Consider the following 17,537-nt stretch of genomic DNA (forward strand, 5'->3'; position numbering starts at 1 on the left):
AGCCAAAGCATATTTGTCAGGCTCGAATACTACCTCTCCCGTCTTAACGCGACAAAACCGTTTGATACGGTTAGCCCGCCAACCCTTTATCAGCCCGGGTTGCAGCTGATCCGCCTGGTCTCATTGCGGTCATCCGAGCCATCGTCGTACAGTTCGTATCCGTCAGCGCATCCCGTCTTGAACGCACGTACGCGCGGTGCGAAGGTGTAGCCATCGTAACGACGGAGCAATGCGATGGAGAACACCAGCGCTCAGCGCGACAAAGGACGCGGCGAATGCGCGCACGCATGCGCACACAGCGCGGTGGCCGCTTCATCTTCCGGCTCCGCGGACAGATCCCGCCTGAAAGTCTCGGCGAGGAAAAACGCGCACACCAGGCTCAGCAACCCCGTCGCCGCGATATAGATCGAAATGGGCAGCGTCTGGCCATACGTGGCGAACAGATAAGTGGCGATCAATGGCGTCGGCCCTGACGTGATGATGCCGGCGATCTGATACGGCAGCGACGCACCCGTATAGCGCACCCGCGTACCGAACAGCTCCGCAAACCACGTCGATTGCACGCCGTACACGGACGCCTGGCTTAACGCGATACCGCAGACGTACGCCACGAGAATCAAGGTCGGATTGCGTGTCTCGAGCAACGGAAAGAACGCGAATCCGTAGATCGCCACGAACACCGCCCCGAACATGAAGACGGTCCGGCGTCCGATCAGATCCGACAGTTTGCCGAACAATGGCAGCGTGATCAGCGCGAAGGCGCAGCCGAGAATGATGGCGTTCAGCAGGAGTCCGCGCGGCAGGCCGAGCCGCGTCGTGCCATAGACCAGCACGAACACGTTGATCACGTTGAAGGTGATATCGACCGCGAAGCGCGTGCCGATCGTCAGCACGAGGTCTTTCGGATGCCGGCGCAGCAATTCGATCAGCGGCGCCTTGACGACTCGCTTGCTCGCCTTGATCTGTTCGAATACCGGCGATTCCATGACGCGCAGCCGGATAAACAGGCCGATCGCGATCAGCGCGACGCTCAGCAGGAACGGCAGGCGCCATCCCCAGGTATAGAACGCGTCCGACGGCAGACTCGACACGGCTTTGAACACCGCGGTCGAGAGCATCAGCCCGAGGGGCACGCCCAATTGCGGGAACGCGCCGAAGAAGCCACGCTTGCTGGCCGGCGCCGTTTCTACCACCATCAGCACCGCGCCGCCCCATTCGCCGCCGACGCCAAGTCCTTGCAGAAAGCGCATCGCCACCAGCAGGATCGGCGCCCAGACGCCGATCGAGGCGTAAGTCGGCAGCAGCCCGATCACGAAGGTGCCGACGCCCATGATCGTCAGCGTCGCGACGAGGGTCGTCTTGCGTCCGATGCGGTCGCCAAAGTGCCCGAAAAACACCGCACCGAAAGGCCGTGCGAGATAGCCGACCGCAAAACTCCCGAACGCCGCAATGGTGCCGACCACCGGATCGAACGAGGGGAAGAACAGCTTGGCGAACACCAGTGCCGCAGCGGTGGCATAGAGAAAAAAGTCGTACCACTCGATGGCGGTCCCGACCACCGAAGCGACCAGCACACGGTTGACGGCCGAACGGCTGATAACCGGCGCGTTGCCGGATGAAACGGGCGATGTGTTCATGTCTCCTCCCTTCTCTGGGAATCTATGTTTTCAAGCTGCTGCGTGTCGGCGGCGCGGGTCCGCCGGCACGTTACGATAAATTCACTGTGCTCACCAGTGCAGTTCCATCGGGAACTGGTCGAGCGTTTCGACGCCGCCCGAGGTCAACCGCACGATACGTTCCGTGCGCAAACCGCCGACGTTCGGCACCGTGATGGTCGCCTTCAGGGTAAAGACCATGTTTTCCTGCAGCACGGTCCTGTTGCCCGGCCCGATCCACGGCGCTTCTTCTTCCGGGTCCATGCCGGTGCCGTGACCGGTGCCATGGCCGCGCGCTTCGCTCGAGTATTGCTCGTAGTTCGATTTCACCAGCGCCTGCTGGATCACCGCATTCAGTTCCATGGCCGCCATGCCGGGACGCGCGGCGGCAAGCCCCGCTTCGACCGCGCGCGCCGCTGCCGCGACGATTGCCATCTTCTCGGGATTCGCCGGACCGTAGGTGAAACCGCGTCCGCCATCGGCCACGTACCCACGATAACGCGCACCGATGTCGGTCATGATCAGGTCGCCCGGTTGCAGGATGCGGTCGGTGGGACGCGCCAGGTTATACGCCGAGCGCGGACCGGATTGCACCATCGAATCGAACGCGGTCCGGTCTGCTCCTCCCGCGAGCATCGCGCGGTCAGCGATTAGAGCGAGTTCACGCTCGGTGTAGGGACGGCGGTCGACGAGCGCATCGCGAATCGCGGCCATCGCCGAATCGGTCAAGGCGGCGGCTTTGCGCATCAGTGCGACTTCGGCGTCGCTCTTGATCGCCTTGATTTCGGCTAGCACCATCGTCGGTTCAAGTTTCAGTTCGCCGAGACCGGCGTTCAGGCGCTTCAACAGATCCGCAGGGATATAGGCGGCGCCGGCGAGGCCGACCGTGCCGCTGCGATGCCGCGCCGAAAATGCCTGCACCTGTTGCGTGACTTCACGCAGGCTGCGCACTTCGAAGGCGGTCACGCTCGTCGCGTAGTCGAAGCATTGATCCGACACGAACAGCACGGGGTCGCCGTCCACGGGCAGCAGCAGAATCGCGTTGGCGATGTCCGATACGCCGTCGAGCGGACGGAATTCGGTAAAGTAGCCGATGTTCGCGCCACGCCAGCAATCGCCGAAGGCAAGCAGGCCGACCAGCCCTGCCTTGTCGAGTGCGCTGCGGACCTTGGCGACGCGGCCGAGGAACTCGTCGGTGGTGATGCCTTCCGGCGGGATGTCTGTGGTACGAGTGTTCATTACTTCTTCGTCTCCTGTGTGGCTGCAGGATGCAGCCCGCCTCGATGCCCATGAAGGGAATTCGCCCCGCCTTGGAATGCAGGCCGTCCTCTGCATAGTAGAATCGATCGATATGCTTTTATAATGAAAAATAACTCATAATCTATATCGAGAAGGAATACGTGGAGATAATATCGTGACCGCAGCCATTCATTCGGACACCGGCGCAGGGGCCATCGCGACGAGCCGCTTCGACCCCACGCGTCTCAAGACACGTCAATTGGCCCTGATCGTTCAGCTCGATACCCATCGCTCGGTATTGCGGGCGGCGAATGCCGCGCACATGACGCAGCCCGGGGCGACCAAGTTGCTGCGTGAACTGGAAGAGACGATGGGTGTGGAGCTGTTCGAACGGCATCCGCGCGGTGTCGAGCCCACCTGGTACGGCGAGGTGCTGATCCGCCATGCACGCGCCGTGCTGGCGGAGTTGCGGCACGCGTACGACGAAGTGTCAGCGCTCAAAGCCGGCCTGACCGGGCAGGCGATGATCGGCACCGAGGTCACGGCAGCCACCAACCTCGTGCCGCAAGCGGTGGCGCTGCTCAAGAAGCGCTTCCCGCGGATTCGCGTCAACATCGAGATGGAGTTCAGCGAGGTGCTGGTGCAGCGTCTGCAGGAAGGCAAGCTGGATATGATCGTCGCGCGAATCCGCAATCCGGACGACCTTGCGGAGCTGCACTATGCGCCGCTCGCAGAAGCACAGCACGCGCTGTTCGCACGCGTTGGCCACCCGCTCATCAAGCGCAAGGCTCTCAGCTGGAACGAACTGGCGCCGCAAACGTGGATCTTGCCGCCAAAAGGCAACGTCATGCGCAATCAGTTCACGCAACTGTTTCTCGAACGGAAGCTCGCGTTGCCGACGGATGTGGTCGAGAGCTCGTCGCTGCCTGTCATCACGAGTCTGCTCCAGATAAGCGATATGATCGCGCCGCTTGCGCGCGAGCCGGTGCGGCCTTATTGCATTGCCGGTGCGCTCGAACCGCTACCGTTCGAACTCGATCTGAAGCTAGGACCGGCGGGCATCGTCACACGGCGCGGCGACAGGCTCTCGCCGGGCGCGCGGGCGATGCTGCAAGCGCTGCGCGAGGCCGCGGGATTCGACACCCAAGGCCCCGACGCCGACAGCGACTGACTTACCGCAACGGGACTCAGCGCGCGCCGTCCACCGCGACCCTTGCGCCGGGTTGTAGTAACCATTCATGAGCCGGCTCGTTATGTACGTGCCAGGCGCGGCGCGGACCGGCCATTACGTTCAGGTAGTAGAGGTCGTAGCCGTGCGCGGCGGCAACCGGGTGATAGCCGCGCGGCACCAGCACGACATGCTTGTCGTACGCCGCGAGCGTTTCGTCGAGACTGCGGTCGTCGGTATAGACGCGCTGAATCGCGAAGCCCTGCGGCGGCGAGACGCGGTGGTAATTGGTTTCCTGGAGATAGGTCTGCTGCTCGCCATTGTCGGTATCGTGCCGACGCGGCGGGTAGCTCGACCAGTTACCTGCGGGCGTCACCGATTCCACCACCAGCAAGCTCTCCCTGCTCGGTTTCCGGAAGGATGTGGCGCATGTGACGCAGATTGGCGCCAGCGCCACGGGTTTCCTGCCTTACCTCGTCAGGTGCAATGAAGCGCGGCGGCAGACCGCCCTTCGCGGGCGCGGAGCAGACGCCGAGTTCGACGTCGTCCGCGGCCACGATCGTGTAGCGCGTATGCGGTGGCACGTACATGGACCACGGCGCGCCATCGAACGGCGACATCCGAGCGCCGATCGCGCGGCTCGCGAGCCCTTCGCAACCGACTGTTGCGTGCCCCCTGACGAGCACGACCACGACTTCGCGATCGCCCGTCTCCTGTGTAACCGTGGCGCCAACCTTCAGGTCGAAAACATCGAAGCCGACGTATTTCCAGCCGGGGCTCGTCGGCGACGAAACCTGGTGGCGGGAGGCGATCGGCTTTCTGCTCACGCCTTCGCATTGAAATATGAAAGCACGCTCCGTCCCGTCGAGCTGGAAACGCATCTATGTCCTCGATGCGAAGAGCAGGCCTGTCGAGGTGTTCGACCGCGGCGAGTGGTCGCGCTGGATGACTGAGAACGAACTGATCTTCCGCCGCACGCTGCTGGACGAATCCGGCGTGACGGTCACGACCCGCTTCCGAGGTGTGTCCGAACCGAAAACCGGGGAGGTTTCGCTGTTCGTGACGCGCATCGCCGGAATGGAAGCGCGAGACAACAGGAGCTACGGAGCGCGTACGCTCGATGAGGCGCTGGAGCTGCATGAGCGCATCGTGCAGAAAATCCTCCGGATGCTGACCGCGCGGTGATCGCCACAGCGCGACGATTCTCCGCGAGACGCAAATGCCACAGAAGGCGCAAGGGCGTGTAGATTAGGATCTTGTTGCGACCCGCCACCGTGTCTTCGAATCGGTCGCCATCCGAGTCAGTCCTGAAGTTGCACAGGAGCCGGCATGAACACGAAGCACAGCAAGAAAGGTCATCTCGAAGCCGCGGCGTCACACCACGAGCAGGCCGCGCGACATCACCGCGAGGCGTCGCGGCATTTCGAGGACGGTCAAGACTTTGCCCACGCCGCACATCAGGCGATGATGGCCCATGGCCACACGTTGCATGCGATCGATCAGGCACACGACGCTGGCGCGCACAGCGCCAATACGCCATCAATAACGCCTCCATCGACCGGCTCAGGCGCAAGTGCCGCGGACGTGGCAAAACATCATGCGGCGGCCGTGGAGCTTCACACGCAGGCGGCGCAGCATATGCGCCACGCCGTCAAGCTCTTCGATCAGGATCGTAGCGCGGTCTCCCACGACGCACAGCTAGCGCTCTCCCTTGCACTGCGCGCTTTGTCCCATGGCAACGAAGCAGCCAGACTATTTGTCAAGCTCGCTGCCAGTGGTGCATCGTGAGTTAAGGCCGGTTGAATTCAAGCCAGTCACATCTTATTTGGTGGAGTATTCGGAGTGGTGCGGTATCCGCTTATACCGATTCTTGAGCGCACCGAAAGCTGAATCGCTTTCTGCACGGCATGCACGCCGTACAGCACCAGGCTGTCGCGCGGATCTACGGTCGTGGGCCTGCCGCAAAGATCCGCGCATTGATAGGTATGGCGCAATCCAGCGCGCCACTCGCGACTAGGCCTGTCGCTCCAGCAGGTCTGTTGCGAAAGACTTCGCATGCGCTAAGGCCTCTTGTGCGTCGAGGAATACACCGAGCTGATCCCAGTGCTCTTCGACCGCGTACGTTCCTTTCATACCGAGTGCCCTCTGAACGCGCAATTGCGCAGCGTACCTGCCGTCCTCCAATGGTCGAGCAGTCGCTATTACCTTGTGCGGAAGGTCGGATCTTTCTGGCTGAACCAACTCGACAGGACCGCCAGGTACGCCGATATCTTTCAACTCGTTCCTGACTTTGCAGTCCGGGCAGTAGAAGCACCACCCCTCGTCCTCGTGATTGGATCTGACCTGCCCGCGAGCCAGCACGGCGCGACATTCAACGTTTTCGCAGATGAACGGCATAGCAGTTTCCGGAGTTGTTCGAAAGAAATCCTAGCATGTCCGCCGAGGGCCAACCATCGGCATTATTGCCGTGCCTGAGGCGAAGGAAAACCCTCTAGCGCGACCCGGCGAGGCCGGGTTACGCGGCCGCAGCGTCACCGTAGTCAGGTATAGAACGCCGCCGATCGCCACAGTAGGCGATCCAGGTCAAGCCAACGGCCATCAGCGCCCAGAACGGGACCCGCTCGCCGTCGACGCCGGCCTCCTTGGTTTTGTCGAGCACCCGCTCATGGGAATGCCGTGCCGAACGAGAAGCCGTCGGACCGGCGCAGTCCTGGAATTTGCGCACCGTCTCAATGCCATTCTGGATGATGAGCAAGTGCAGCGCCCAAATGACTACTTGGCAGATCACCTCCAGACCGGAGTGGCCGAGCAAGCGTTGAAGGACGGTATGCCGGGCGATCGATCGATGGACCAGCGAGTCTGAACTGAATCTCCATTTCGACTTGCTCTGACATTCAGGACTGGCTGAGATCGACCCTCAACGGACGGTGGATCATGCGCTGCATAACCGGCAGCTTCCGGGTGTACAGCGGTCATTCACTCCTTCGAATTGCGTAGCAGGTCCTCTTCCATTGCGGGCACGCAAGTCCGTCGAAAACGACTATCCGTGAATGACCGCTTTCATAGCAACTCCGACCACAACTCGTTCGATGTACGCCGGAACAGACCTGTCCAGCACTCGTCACCTGTACTTTCGAGACGAAACAGCCATCGAAGCGACCTGCTGACTGGCGTCCTCCACGGCGTGGACACTTACGGGACCGCTTCGGTCACTGACACATTTTGTGCGCCGCACCCAAAGCGCGAGCAAAAAGTATCAGCGGCTTCCGCCTTTTGCAGTGGCTGGCCATTGGCCGCGACCACTACAGTTCTCCTCACCGTACGCCTGCTCTGCTCTCAATCGCAGCGCCCGTATGGCGTTGCCAAAGAACATTCCAAAAGCGGAGACGAGAGTGAAACCAATTCAATTGTTGACAGCTTGCGCGTTCCTAGGCGCAAGCCTTCCCATGCTAGCGACGGCACAGACCTGCAACGTTCCCGTGCTCAAGGTGCTTGCCCAGAAGAGCCTCGGCCTGACAGTCATGGAGAAGTCGCTGCCCGACTATGAAAAGCGCAGCGGCACCAAGATTGAAATCAACTACTTTGGTGAAAACGATCGTCGTTCGAAATCACGACTCGACGCGTCGACGGGCGCAGGTTCCTATCAGATCTATTACGTTGATGAGGCGAACGTCGCCGAGTTTGCATCAGCGGGCTGGGTCGTACCGCTGCTGAAGTACTACCCGAAAGACGCCGACTACGACGACTTCCTGCCGGGCCGGCGCGCGGTGGCAAGCTATAAGGGCGTCGCGTATTTCGCTCCGCTGATCGGCGGAGGCGATTTCCTGTTCTACCGTCGTGACCTTCTCGAGAAAGCGCATCTCCCAGTGCCGAAAACGCTCGACGAGCTCGTTGCGGACATCAAGAAGCTCAATGCGCCGCCTAACATGTACGGTTGGGTTGCACGCGGGCAACGCGGGTCGGGCATGAACGTGTGGCGCTGGGCGCCGTTCATGCTCGCCGAGGGCGGTACCTGGACCGACAAGAGCCAAGCTCCATCCTTCAATTCGCCGGGCGCGGTGAAGGCGACGCAACTGTATCGGGATCTCTTCAAATACGCGCCCCCGGGTTCGGCGACGTACGACTGGAGCAACGCGCTCGAAGCGTTCCGTTCCGGTAAGGTCGCGTTCATGATCGAATCGACGCCGTTCGCCGACTGGATGGAAGATCCGACCAAGTCTAGCGTGGCGGACAAGGTGGGATACGTCAGGCCGCCGGCACCGTTGCCGTCGGCTGCCTATGGTCATGGCCTGGCGATTTCTTCTGTCGGCGCCAAGGACGAATGCACGCGTCAGGCGGCAGGGAAGTTCATTGCCTGGGCGACGGGCAAGGATCAGGAGCAGGCCCGCCTTCGCGACAACGTCTTTAGCGACTACAACCGCTCGAGCACGATCAAGAGCGATTACTTCCAGAAGCACGTCAAGCCGCAGATTCTCGCTGGCCTGAACGATACCAACCCGGTGACAAAGGTCACGATCTGGTCAAGCCCGCAGTGGCCGGATATCGGCGACAACCTCGGTATCGCGCTGGAGGAGGTGTTCACGGGTACGCAGCCGGATGTTCAGGCAACGCTGAACGACGCCGTTCAGTACGCTCAGGACGCGATGGAACACAGCGCGAAGAAGTAACGCGCACGCCCCTTGCAGCACGCGTTGTACTGCGAGGGGCACCGCCGATCCAGTCGTGGTCTCACAGGAACACTGAATTCGCGGACTCTACGTTGTTGGAGAAGTCAATGTTCAATCGGGGTAAAACCAGCCTTCCGTTCGTATTTCTTGGCCCGCCTCTTGCCTTGATGGCGGTCCTCGGTCTAGTTCCCACTGTCGCGGCAATCAACCTCGCATTGAGAAATCGCGTGCTGCGCTATCCGGACAGCGAGTACGTCTGGCTGCGCAATTTCGCCCGGCTGTTCTCGGACAGACGGTTCCTCAATTCCATCGAAGTATCGGCGATCTGGGAAATCACCACGGTGGTCGGCGCGGTCGTGGTCGGCGTTCTGGTTGCGATCTATCTGTTCGAGCAGATGCATGGCCGGATGCGCAGCGTCATTTCGCTGTTGCTAATCGTGCCAGTGCTTCTACCGCGAGTCTCGGCGGCCTTCATCTGGAAGTTCATGTATTCGCCTCTCACCGGCATTCTCAGCTGGTTTCTTGGTCTGCTGGGAGTTGAGAACACGGCTTTTCTTTCCGATCCGCATCTCGCGCTGTACGCGGTGGCAGTCGTCGATATCTGGCAGTGGGGATTGTTCTTCGGGGTCGTCATATTGAAACTGCTTGAAACGCTGCCGCCCGAGCCGCTCGAAGCCGCCCGCCTCGACTATGCGCGCACCTGGCAGGTCTACGCGTATATCGCATTGCCGATGCTAAAGGTGCCGATCATGAGTCTGGTGTTCATCAAGATGGTCGAGTCGCTGCGCTCGTTCGATCTGGTCTACGTGATGACCAAGGGCGGCCCCGGGATCACGACTGAAACCCTCGACATGTACGCGTATTCGCAAGGCATCGGGTTGTCCGGAAAGGTCTCGTATGCCTCGAGTATGGCCGTGCTGATGATGGTCGCGACCACGCTGATTTTCACCTTCATCTGGAAGCGGGTGAACAAATGGGAAGACTGATTTCGCGAAGCACCAGTTGGTCGCTCGGCGCGGTGCTCGCCATAGTGGCCGTGTTTCCGATCTTCTGGGCGTTTCTCAATTCGTTGAAAAACCTGCTCGACATCGTTACGCCGACGCCGCGCTTCTTTTTTTCGCCGACACTCGACAACTACCGGCAGGTTGTATCGAGCCCCGAGGTACTCATCGGACTCGCCAACAGCCTTTCTATCGTCGGTTCTGCTGTCGTGTTGGGCGCGCTACTCGGCGTACCTGCGGCCTATGTCATCGCACGCTATCACCTGCCGGGCAAGCGCGACATTCAGTTCTTTCTGTTGTCGCTGCGGTTTCTGCCGCCGGTCGCAATCGCCGTCCCGTTGATCGCGATCTGGGTCGATGTTGGGCTGTATGACACGAAGCTGTCGATGGTGGTGACCTATCTGCTGGTCACGCTGTCGACCATCACATGGTTGTCCATTCCGGTATTTCGGCGCTTGCCGCGTGAGGTCGAAGAAGCCGCCACCTTGGACGGTTACGGCCCGTACGGGGTGTTCTGGCGCATTGCATTGCCGATCAGCGCAACCACGCTGATGGGTGGCATCGTGTTCAGCTTCGTACTGGTCTGGAATGAACTGATGATCGCACTCGCCTTGACGTCGTCGAGAAGCGCGACGCTGCCGGTCGTTGCCTCCGCGTTCACTTCGCTCGGGCAGGAGGTGCCGTGGGGCGTGATCAATGCTTCCACCGTCCTGCTCGCGCTTCCTCCGATCATTTTCGTCGGCGTCCTGAGCCGGCTGTTGAATTCAATGCTCAAAGGCAAGTAAGGAGATAGTTTTGAAAGCCCTCGTACTCGAAGAAGCGCGCCAACTCGCGCTGCGCGATATCGACCTGCCGCTCGAAGTCGGTCCTCGCGACGTCAAGATCAAGATTCATACGGTTGGCGTTTGCGGTAGTGACGTCCATTACTACACGCACGGACGCATCGGACCGTTCAAGGTCGAAGCACCGATGGTGCTTGGTCACGAAGCGTCCGGAACGGTGGTCGAAACTGGCAGCGAGGTCACGCATCTGCGTATGGGCGACCGCGTTTGCATGGAGCCGGGCATTCCGCAATTCGACTCGCCGGCGACGATGCGCGGCCTGTACAACCTGGACCCTGCGGTGCGCTTCTGGGCAACGCCGCCCATCCACGGTTGCCTGACGCCTTATGTCGTGCATCCGGCGGCATTCACCTTCCGGCTTCCCGACAATGTGTCCTTCGCGGAGGGCGCGATCGTCGAGCCACTGTCGATCGGGCTACAGGCCGCCAAGAAGGCTGCGATGAAACCCGGAGATGTCGCGGTCGTCATCGGCGCGGGGACGATCGGCGCGATGACGGCCCTGGCCGCACTGGCAGGCGGCACGTCGCGCGTCATTCTGGCAGATGTGATCAAGGAAAAACTGGCTCTCTTCGCCGACAATCCCGCAGTTACGACAGTTAATGTGCAGGAGCAACGGTTGGCCGATGTTGTTCGGGAAGTCACCGCGGGCTGGGGTGCCGACGTCGTGTTCGAAGCGAGTGGCAACGCGATGGTCTACGATGACCTGTTTGATCTCCTTTGCCCGGGTGGCTGTGCGGTCCTTGTTGGGATGCCGGTCGACCGCGTGCCGCTCGACGTCGTTGCCATGCAGGCGAAGGAAGCGCGCCTCGAATCGGTGTTCCGCTACGCGAATGTGTTCCCGCGCGCGCTGGCGCTGATCAGCTCAGGAATGATTGATGTGAAGCCGTTCATCTCGCGCAAGTTCGCGTTCGCCGACGGCCTCAGGGCGTTCGAAGAGGCGGCAGCAGGGCGCCCGAATGATGTCAAGATCCAGATCGAGATGGACTGAGCCATGGCCAAAATCGTCTGCAGAGGCCTCACGAAGCGTTACGACGGCGGGCCGCCGGTGCTGCATCCACTCGATATGGAAATCGACGACGGTGAGTTCGTCGTGTTGCTCGGGCCATCCGGATGTGGCAAATCCACGATGCTTCGCATGATTGCGGGTCTCGAAGGTATCACGGGCGGGGACCTTGCGATCGGTGACACCGTCGTGAACGACTTGCCGGCGCGCGAGCGTAACGTCGCGATGGTGTTCCAGAACTACGCCCTGTATCCGCACATGACAGTGTATGACAACGTCGCGTTTGGCTTGCGCCGGCTGAAGGTGCGGGCTGCAGAAATCGACCGTCGCGTGCGAGAAGTCGCTGCGATGCTGAACCTCGACGGGTTGCTCGATCGCAAACCGCGAGCAATGTCGGGCGGCCAGCAGCAGCGCGCTGCGATCGCTCGGGCAATGATCAAGACACCCGAGGTATTCCTCTTCGATGAGCCGCTGTCCAACCTCGACGCGAAACTGCGAGCCCAATTACGAGGCGACATCAAGCGGCTACACAAGCGCCTGAAGACCACGACGGTGTATGTGACGCACGACCAGCTCGAGGCCATGACGCTCGCCGACCGTGTGATCCTGATGCGGGGCGGGCGGATTGAGCAGGCCGGCACGCCATCTGATCTGTACCATTTCCCGGATACGCTGTTCGCCGCAGGGTTCATCGGCACACCCGCCACGAATCTCATATCCGGGACGGCCGAGCGAACAGGTGAAACGTGCTTCGTCCAGGTGCAGGGCCAGCGCTGGGCTCTTGTCGGGCCGCGTTTCGCAGGGCTGCAGCACCGCCAGGCGGTGAAACTGGCGATCCGGCCGAACTATCTGAAGGTGGCGTCCGCAGACGATGAGTTCGGCTCGCTAAGGCTTCGCGGCAAGGTGGAGCTGATCGAACTGCTGGGCGCGGAGGCGCTTGTCACGTTCGAATTCGCCGGCGAACGCCTGGCCGCGCTGGTGCCAGCGGGTGACCTACCCGAACTGGATAGCGTGGTAACGTTTCAGTTCAAAGTAGCCGACCTGCACGTTTTCGATGCCCAGACGGAGCAAAACGTCTCATTGCCTGTTCCTCAGAGCATCAGAACAACGCTCGCCGGTCCGCCACATCAAGAATTGGGTGTACAGGGAGCGGCTTAGCATTAACAAAAGAAGTCGCGGCGTCGAGACGGCCGAGGAGGAGAAGCGGTATGAATCCGGACCTGGAGTTGGTGCACACGCGACGGGACGAGTCGTTTCGTGCCTGGGCGCACGACTATCCGCATACGGTAGCGAAATGGCACTTTCATCCGGAGTATGAGATTCACGTCATCCGGGCGTCGACCGGCAAGTTTTTTGTCGGCGATTTCATCGGTGACTTCGCGCCAGGTAACTTGGTGATCACCGGGCCGAATTTACCGCACAACTGGATCAGCGAAGTCGGCGAGCGCGAAACCGTGCCGTCACGCGACGTGGTTCTCCAGTTTTCGCGTGACGCGGTCGAACGCATGGTGGCCGCGTTCACCGAATTGCACTTGATCGTCGGCCTGGTCGACGATGCAGCGCGCGGGATACAGTTTCCGGATGCGGTGGGCCTGGCCATTGCACCAATGATGCTGGAGCTTGCTGTTTCACACGGTTGTCGCCGCGTCGAATTGTTGATGTCGATCTTCGACAGGTTGTCGTCGTGCACCGAGCGCACCTTGCTGGCGGGACCCGCATACGATGTCAACGCGCATCGCTACATGCAGTCCACGATCAATCAGGTGCTCTCGTACATTCAGCAGAACCTCCCGGGCACATTGCGCGAAGCTGATGTCGCTGAGCTTGCCGGCATGAGCGTGAGCACGTTCACACGCTTTTTCCGACGACATACAGGGTGTACGTTTGTGCAGTACCAGAACCGGCTCCGGATCAACGAAGCGTGTGAACTGCTGATGTGTTCGACGCTTAGCGTGACGGAGATCTGCTATCGCGTTGGCTTTAACAATCTGTCGAACTTCAATCGTCAATTCCTTTCAACGAAGGCGATGCCGCCATCGAAGTTTCGCGCGCTGCATCAGCTTAACGAACACATGATTGCGGCTTGACGTTTTGCTTCGGCAAGACGAGCCGGCCGCAAGAACCAGGACGACACTCTTGACTTTCCTTGGAATCGACCTTGGGACCTCCGAGGTAAAAGCGCTACTCACAGACGACGAATCGCACACGATCGCCACCGGCAGTGCACGACTTGAAGTCGAGAATATTCACCCCCACTGGTCCGAACAGAGCCCGCAGGCGTGGTGGCACGCCACACTTGATGCAATCGCGCAGGTGCGGGCGTCCGATCCCGCTGGCTTTTCGGCGCTACGCGGAATTGGGTTATCTGGACAGATGCATGGCGCGACCCTGCTTGATCGCGCCGGTCAGGTGTTACGCCCGGCGATCCTGTGGAACGACACCCGGGCGTTTGCCGAATGTGTGGAGCTCGAAGCGCTGGTTCCAGAGTCGCGCTCGATTACCGGCAACCTTGCGATGCCGGGTTTCACCGCGCCGAAACTGCTCTGGCTGTCTAAATACGAACCGGCCGTGTTCCGCGCAGCGCACAAGATCCTGTTGCCGAAGGACTACGTGGCGTGGCGCTTAACTGGCGAGTTCGTCTCCGAGATGTCCGATGCGTCGGGCACACTGTGGCTCGACGTCGCGAAGCGTGACTGGTCGGACAGGATGCTCTCCGCGACCGGCCTTTCGCGTGATCACATGCCCAGGCTGGTAGAAGGCAGCGAGGCTGCGGCACAGTTAAACGATACATTGCGGCGCGAATGGGGCATTGCTAGCCCAGTGCTCCTTTGCGGCGGTGCGGGTGATAACGCAGCCAGCGCGATCGGCATGGGCGTCGCCGACGCCGGTAGCGCGTTCCTGTCATTGGGCACGTCTGGCGTGCTGTTTGCCGGAACTGACCGGTTTGCGCCGAATCCCGCGCAGGCGGTGCACGCGTTCTGCCATTGCTTGCCGGACCGCTGGCATCAGATGAGCGTCATCCTGTCGGCGGCTTCAAGTCTCGCGTGGCTGTCCGACGTGCTTAAGAAGGACGTCGCCGAGCTTGCCGGCTTGGCCGAGAAGGCCGACGCGCGGGGCGCACCGCTGTTCCTGCCGTACCTGAGCGGTGAGCGTACGCCTCACAATGACGCGAATGCAAAGGGTGTGTTCTGGGGGCTAACCGGCGCTCACGGTGAGGCCGACCTTGCGTACAGCGTGATGGAAGGCGTGGCTTTCGCGATGGCCGACGGTTACGCAGCGCTACAAGGTGCCGGGACGGCGCTGGGCACGGCGTCTTTCATTGGAGGCGGCTCGCGTAGCCGTTTCTGGGCGAAGCTTTGTGCAACAGCCACTGGCGTTGCAATGCGCCGCCATCATGGCGGAGATGTCGGCGCCGCTTTAGGCGCTGCACGGCTTGCGCGGTTGGCCGTCACGAAGGAGAACGTCAAGCAGGTGTGTACGTCTCCGGCAACGATCGAGGTATGCGAACCCGACGCAGGGCACCGGACCGTGACCCGGGACCGGCTCGCGCGATATCGCAGAATATACGCGGCGCTTAAAGACGAATTTTCCAGATAGATGTTCATCCAGATCCGTGTATCTCGGAGTTCCGGATTGAGATTGCTTATATCTTTGCCAGCCTTCCCGTCGCGCCGTTGCTTCTTTCTGTGTCCATGGCCAAGATTGCTGGCGAGGGTGCGCGAGGCGTCGTGAGAATCGCGGCGTTCGATCCCAACTTGCCTGTGGGCGATCAAGTATGGACAAGCGTTGCACCTGACTGTGGACGGTTGCGGCCAGGCAGTACGCGGCCATCTGGACGACCTCGGTCCGACGATACTCACAGTTGATAGCGGACGCTCACAGACGCCCACTTCCTTGTCCGGCTTTCAGACCAGGCTGATGACCTGCCTGCAGTCACGCCCCAACGAATGACCGCTGTCTGGGTTGACGCAGACGTTCAAACGTCCGCTCCACTCTGTGGATGAACGACCGAAACTGGCCGCGCTGCGTCAGTCCGGTCTTCGAACTCATCGGTCGAAATCGGTCACTGGAATTCAGCGGCCCAGAAGCGGCCAGTCGGCAGTGCGTACTCCCGACCCGCAACGGACCTTCGCCCGGCCTGATAACGGCCATTCGATGGCCATGTATGATGCCTTGCAACACCCCATCGTAGGAGTTTGGCAATGGTAGATGCAGTGAACCCGATGGAAGTTTGGGCGCCGTTCGGCACCTTCTCTATGGCGGTCATTCAAGGCGATGGCCGTATCGCTCACCTGAAGGGCCAAGTGTCGCTCGATCGACATGGACAAATCGTCGGGCAAGGGGACATCCGCGCGCAGGTAAGGCAGGTTCTGGAGAATATTCGCAGCGTCCTAGCGTCGATTGGTGGACAGATGGCGGATGTGGTTTCGATGGTTCACTATGCAACGGACATTGAGGCCTTTATGGCCACCGGCGACATTCGCCAAGAGTTTTTTGGTGCGCCGTATCCTGTCACGACGACCGTCCAGGTCCAACGTCTATACCGGCCTGAACTGCTAATCGAGATCGCGGCGATCGCCGAAATTCCCCGCTCGCGGTTTCGCCATCCTGGGCCGGGCAACCAGGCACTACGTGAGCGATTTCCTCGCACGACCAGGCTTGGCCGGCTAGCGCCCGACGACCAAGCGCGGTGATCGCCGCAGGCACGGCCTCCCATACAAAGGGCATAAGGCGACCCGAAGCCGTCATTCTCCGTAACGGCAGGAGGCGACTGCTTTGGGGGCAGAAGCTGCCAATGGGTTGGGTTACAGTAGGCGTTGTATATCCACATAGCAACCACAGGAGTGCGTATGAGCGAAACACCGCGAGTCTTCGTTGCTTCGTCTGCGGAGGCATTGCCAGTAGCGGAGGCGGTGAACATTCGCCTCGAACACGACGCTAAAGTAAAGCAATGGGACAACGCGTTTGAACTGTCATCTCTAACGTTGCCATCCCTGTTGGAAAGAGCCAAAAACACGGACTTCGCCGTCTTTGTGTTTCACAAGGACGACAAAACCATCATTCGCGGCAACACGTACAGTGCAGTCCGCGATAACGTGTTGTTTGAGCTCGGCCTCTTCATAGGGAGTCTCGGGATTGACCGATGCTTCGTCTTGGTTCCGAAGTCTGTAGAAGGCGACTTTCGATTGCCCACCGACCTGGCAGGCCTAACGGTCGCTTCGTATGACGATACGGTGGAAGACATGGTAGATGCCGTCGCAACCAGCTGTGCAAAGATCAAACAGGCCGTCCGGAAGATCCAGGCAAGCACCAGCCAAGCTCCAGTCCCGACTACCGCAGAAACGGCATCGGCCAGCGCGACGGAGCTTAAAACGGTGCAATCCGAACTGTGGCGAACGCGACTCGATCTGCAAAGGTCAGTCGAGCAACAAGCGCGAATGCAAGAGGGCATCGCAACCCATTTCTTCTCGATCGCTAAGCCGGCAACTGAGAAGGAGATCGCCAATTGGGAAGAGGGTGCCAAAGGCAGCTACTCCGATGTGCCGAAGCTGAGTCAACGCAATACCTTCTTCGTTGATCGGGACGTGATTGTTCCGGCGCTTTACGGTGCGCACTCAATATCGGTGATTGTCGCGGATGGTGTGAAGGTCTTTGGACTCGGTGAATGGAGTCACAACTCCATCTATTTCATGGATGGCTTCAGAAAGCTTGGTTCGTGACTCGTTGGCGTCTGACCTGAACTGTCCATCGAGCGGACGCGTTTCAGCGGGCTTCGACCGCTTCCAACCACCGCTCACGATGTCGGGCACCCGGATTGCTGCGGTCGCTCATCACACCAACTTAGAAAGTTATCAAATGACCGCACTTGGCCGACCTCTGACTGACGGCGATCGGCGGCACGCGACCCATTTGCGTCATTGCGGTCACCGCGCTAGCAACGTCGGTTCCCAACGCCTAATAG

General features: G+C 60.5%; 16 protein-coding genes and 3 pseudogenes. 12 read left to right on the top strand and 7 right to left on the bottom strand.

The annotated features are described in order from the left end of the window. Window positions 1-251: 251 nt before the first annotated feature. Both OKW28_RS34895 and OKW28_RS34900 read right to left on the bottom strand, forming a co-directional pair. Window positions 252-1,637: an MFS transporter gene (locus OKW28_RS34895; protein WP_429452172.1), complete on the bottom strand. Its 1,386-nt coding sequence runs from the start codon at window positions 1,635-1,637 to the stop codon at window positions 252-254. Window positions 1,638-1,727: 90 nt separating this feature from the next. Further along, window positions 1,728-2,894, bottom strand: coding sequence for a M24 family metallopeptidase (locus OKW28_RS34900; protein WP_429452174.1), 1,167 nt, complete (start codon window positions 2,892-2,894; stop codon window positions 1,728-1,730). A 175-nt stretch (window positions 2,895-3,069) separates the two neighbouring features. Between OKW28_RS34900 and OKW28_RS34905 the strand changes: the two genes are divergently transcribed. Continuing rightward, window positions 3,070-4,065 carry a LysR substrate-binding domain-containing protein gene (locus OKW28_RS34905; RefSeq protein WP_429452176.1) on the top strand — a complete coding sequence of 332 codons (996 nt, stop codon included), beginning with the start codon at window positions 3,070-3,072 and terminating at the stop codon, window positions 4,063-4,065. A 16-nt stretch (window positions 4,066-4,081) separates the two neighbouring features. Here the strand turns inward: OKW28_RS34905 and iolB are convergent. Further along, window positions 4,082-4,889, bottom strand: a pseudogene (iolB, locus tag OKW28_RS34910) (5-deoxy-glucuronate isomerase). 16 nt (window positions 4,890-4,905) lie between these two features. Here iolB and OKW28_RS34915 point away from each other — a divergent pair. Next, window positions 4,906-5,247 carry a hypothetical protein gene (locus OKW28_RS34915; RefSeq protein WP_429452178.1) on the top strand — a complete coding sequence of 114 codons (342 nt, stop codon included), beginning with the start codon at window positions 4,906-4,908 and terminating at the stop codon, window positions 5,245-5,247. Window positions 5,248-5,391: 144 nt separating this feature from the next. Continuing rightward, the gene (locus OKW28_RS34920) at window positions 5,392-5,850 is read left to right on the top strand and encodes a hypothetical protein (protein WP_429452180.1); all 459 of its coding nucleotides are present in this window, start codon (window positions 5,392-5,394) and stop codon (window positions 5,848-5,850) included. A 225-nt stretch (window positions 5,851-6,075) separates the two neighbouring features. Here OKW28_RS34920 and OKW28_RS34925 read toward each other — a convergent pair whose 3' ends face one another. From OKW28_RS34925 to OKW28_RS34935, 3 genes and pseudogenes are all read right to left on the bottom strand, one after another. Beyond that, window positions 6,076-6,459, bottom strand: a complete 384-nt coding sequence (locus OKW28_RS34925) for a hypothetical protein (RefSeq protein WP_429452182.1) — start codon at window positions 6,457-6,459, stop codon at window positions 6,076-6,078. A gap of 172 nt (window positions 6,460-6,631) precedes the next feature. Then, window positions 6,632-6,721: pseudogene (locus OKW28_RS34930) on the bottom strand (cytosine permease); the annotation flags it as partial. Between the two features lie 36 nt (window positions 6,722-6,757). Then, window positions 6,758-6,871: pseudogene (locus OKW28_RS34935) on the bottom strand (cytosine permease); the annotation flags it as partial. Between the two features lie 637 nt (window positions 6,872-7,508). On the opposite strand from OKW28_RS34935, the gene OKW28_RS34940 reads away from it, so the two are divergent. The 3 genes from OKW28_RS34940 to OKW28_RS34950 all read left to right on the top strand — a co-directional run bounded on the left by OKW28_RS34940 (window position 7,509) and on the right by OKW28_RS34950 (window position 10,515). Then, a complete protein-coding gene (locus tag OKW28_RS34940) occupies window positions 7,509-8,729 on the top strand; it encodes an ABC transporter substrate-binding protein (RefSeq protein ID WP_429452184.1) in 1,221 nt (406 codons plus the stop codon). A 107-nt stretch (window positions 8,730-8,836) separates the two neighbouring features. Beyond that, window positions 8,837-9,715, top strand: coding sequence for a carbohydrate ABC transporter permease (locus OKW28_RS34945; RefSeq protein ID WP_429452186.1), 879 nt, complete (start codon window positions 8,837-8,839; stop codon window positions 9,713-9,715). Next, window positions 9,703-10,515, top strand: coding sequence for a carbohydrate ABC transporter permease (locus OKW28_RS34950; RefSeq protein ID WP_429452188.1), 813 nt, complete (start codon window positions 9,703-9,705; stop codon window positions 10,513-10,515). The genes OKW28_RS34945 and OKW28_RS34950 overlap by 13 nt, the downstream gene beginning before the upstream one ends. On the opposite strand, the gene OKW28_RS34955 is transcribed toward OKW28_RS34950, so the two are convergent. Further along, window positions 10,502-10,624, bottom strand: coding sequence for a hypothetical protein (locus tag OKW28_RS34955; RefSeq protein WP_429402550.1), 123 nt, complete (start codon window positions 10,622-10,624; stop codon window positions 10,502-10,504). The two genes, OKW28_RS34950 and OKW28_RS34955, sit on opposite strands and share 14 nt — an antisense overlap. Here OKW28_RS34955 and OKW28_RS34960 point away from each other — a divergent pair. From OKW28_RS34960 to OKW28_RS34985, 6 genes are all read left to right on the top strand, one after another. After that, window positions 10,574-11,560 (top strand): NAD(P)-dependent alcohol dehydrogenase, encoded by a 987-nt coding sequence (locus OKW28_RS34960; protein WP_429454555.1) that lies wholly within the window; start codon window positions 10,574-10,576, stop codon window positions 11,558-11,560. The two genes, OKW28_RS34955 and OKW28_RS34960, sit on opposite strands and share 51 nt — an antisense overlap. A 3-nt stretch (window positions 11,561-11,563) precedes the next feature. Further along, on the top strand, window positions 11,564-12,733 hold the full coding sequence (locus OKW28_RS34965) for an ABC transporter ATP-binding protein (RefSeq protein WP_429452190.1): 1,170 nt from the start codon (window positions 11,564-11,566) through the stop codon (window positions 12,731-12,733). Between the two features lie 50 nt (window positions 12,734-12,783). Then, complete coding sequence (locus tag OKW28_RS34970) at window positions 12,784-13,662, top strand: AraC family transcriptional regulator (protein ID WP_429452192.1); 879 nt, start codon at window positions 12,784-12,786, stop codon at window positions 13,660-13,662. Between the two features lie 49 nt (window positions 13,663-13,711). Further along, complete coding sequence (gene xylB, locus OKW28_RS34975; RefSeq protein WP_429452194.1) at window positions 13,712-15,172, top strand: xylulokinase; 1,461 nt, start codon at window positions 13,712-13,714, stop codon at window positions 15,170-15,172. Between the two features lie 605 nt (window positions 15,173-15,777). After that, complete coding sequence (locus tag OKW28_RS34980) at window positions 15,778-16,269, top strand: RidA family protein (RefSeq protein WP_429452196.1); 492 nt, start codon at window positions 15,778-15,780, stop codon at window positions 16,267-16,269. Window positions 16,270-16,425: 156 nt separating this feature from the next. Continuing rightward, window positions 16,426-17,295, top strand: a complete 870-nt coding sequence (locus OKW28_RS34985) for a TIR domain-containing protein (protein WP_429452198.1) — start codon at window positions 16,426-16,428, stop codon at window positions 17,293-17,295. The last annotated feature ends 242 nt before the right edge of the window (window positions 17,296-17,537 follow it).

This window comes from Paraburkholderia sp. 40 (assembly GCF_050434105.1).
Classification (GTDB): Bacteria; Pseudomonadota; Gammaproteobacteria; order Burkholderiales; family Burkholderiaceae; genus Paraburkholderia; species Paraburkholderia tuberum.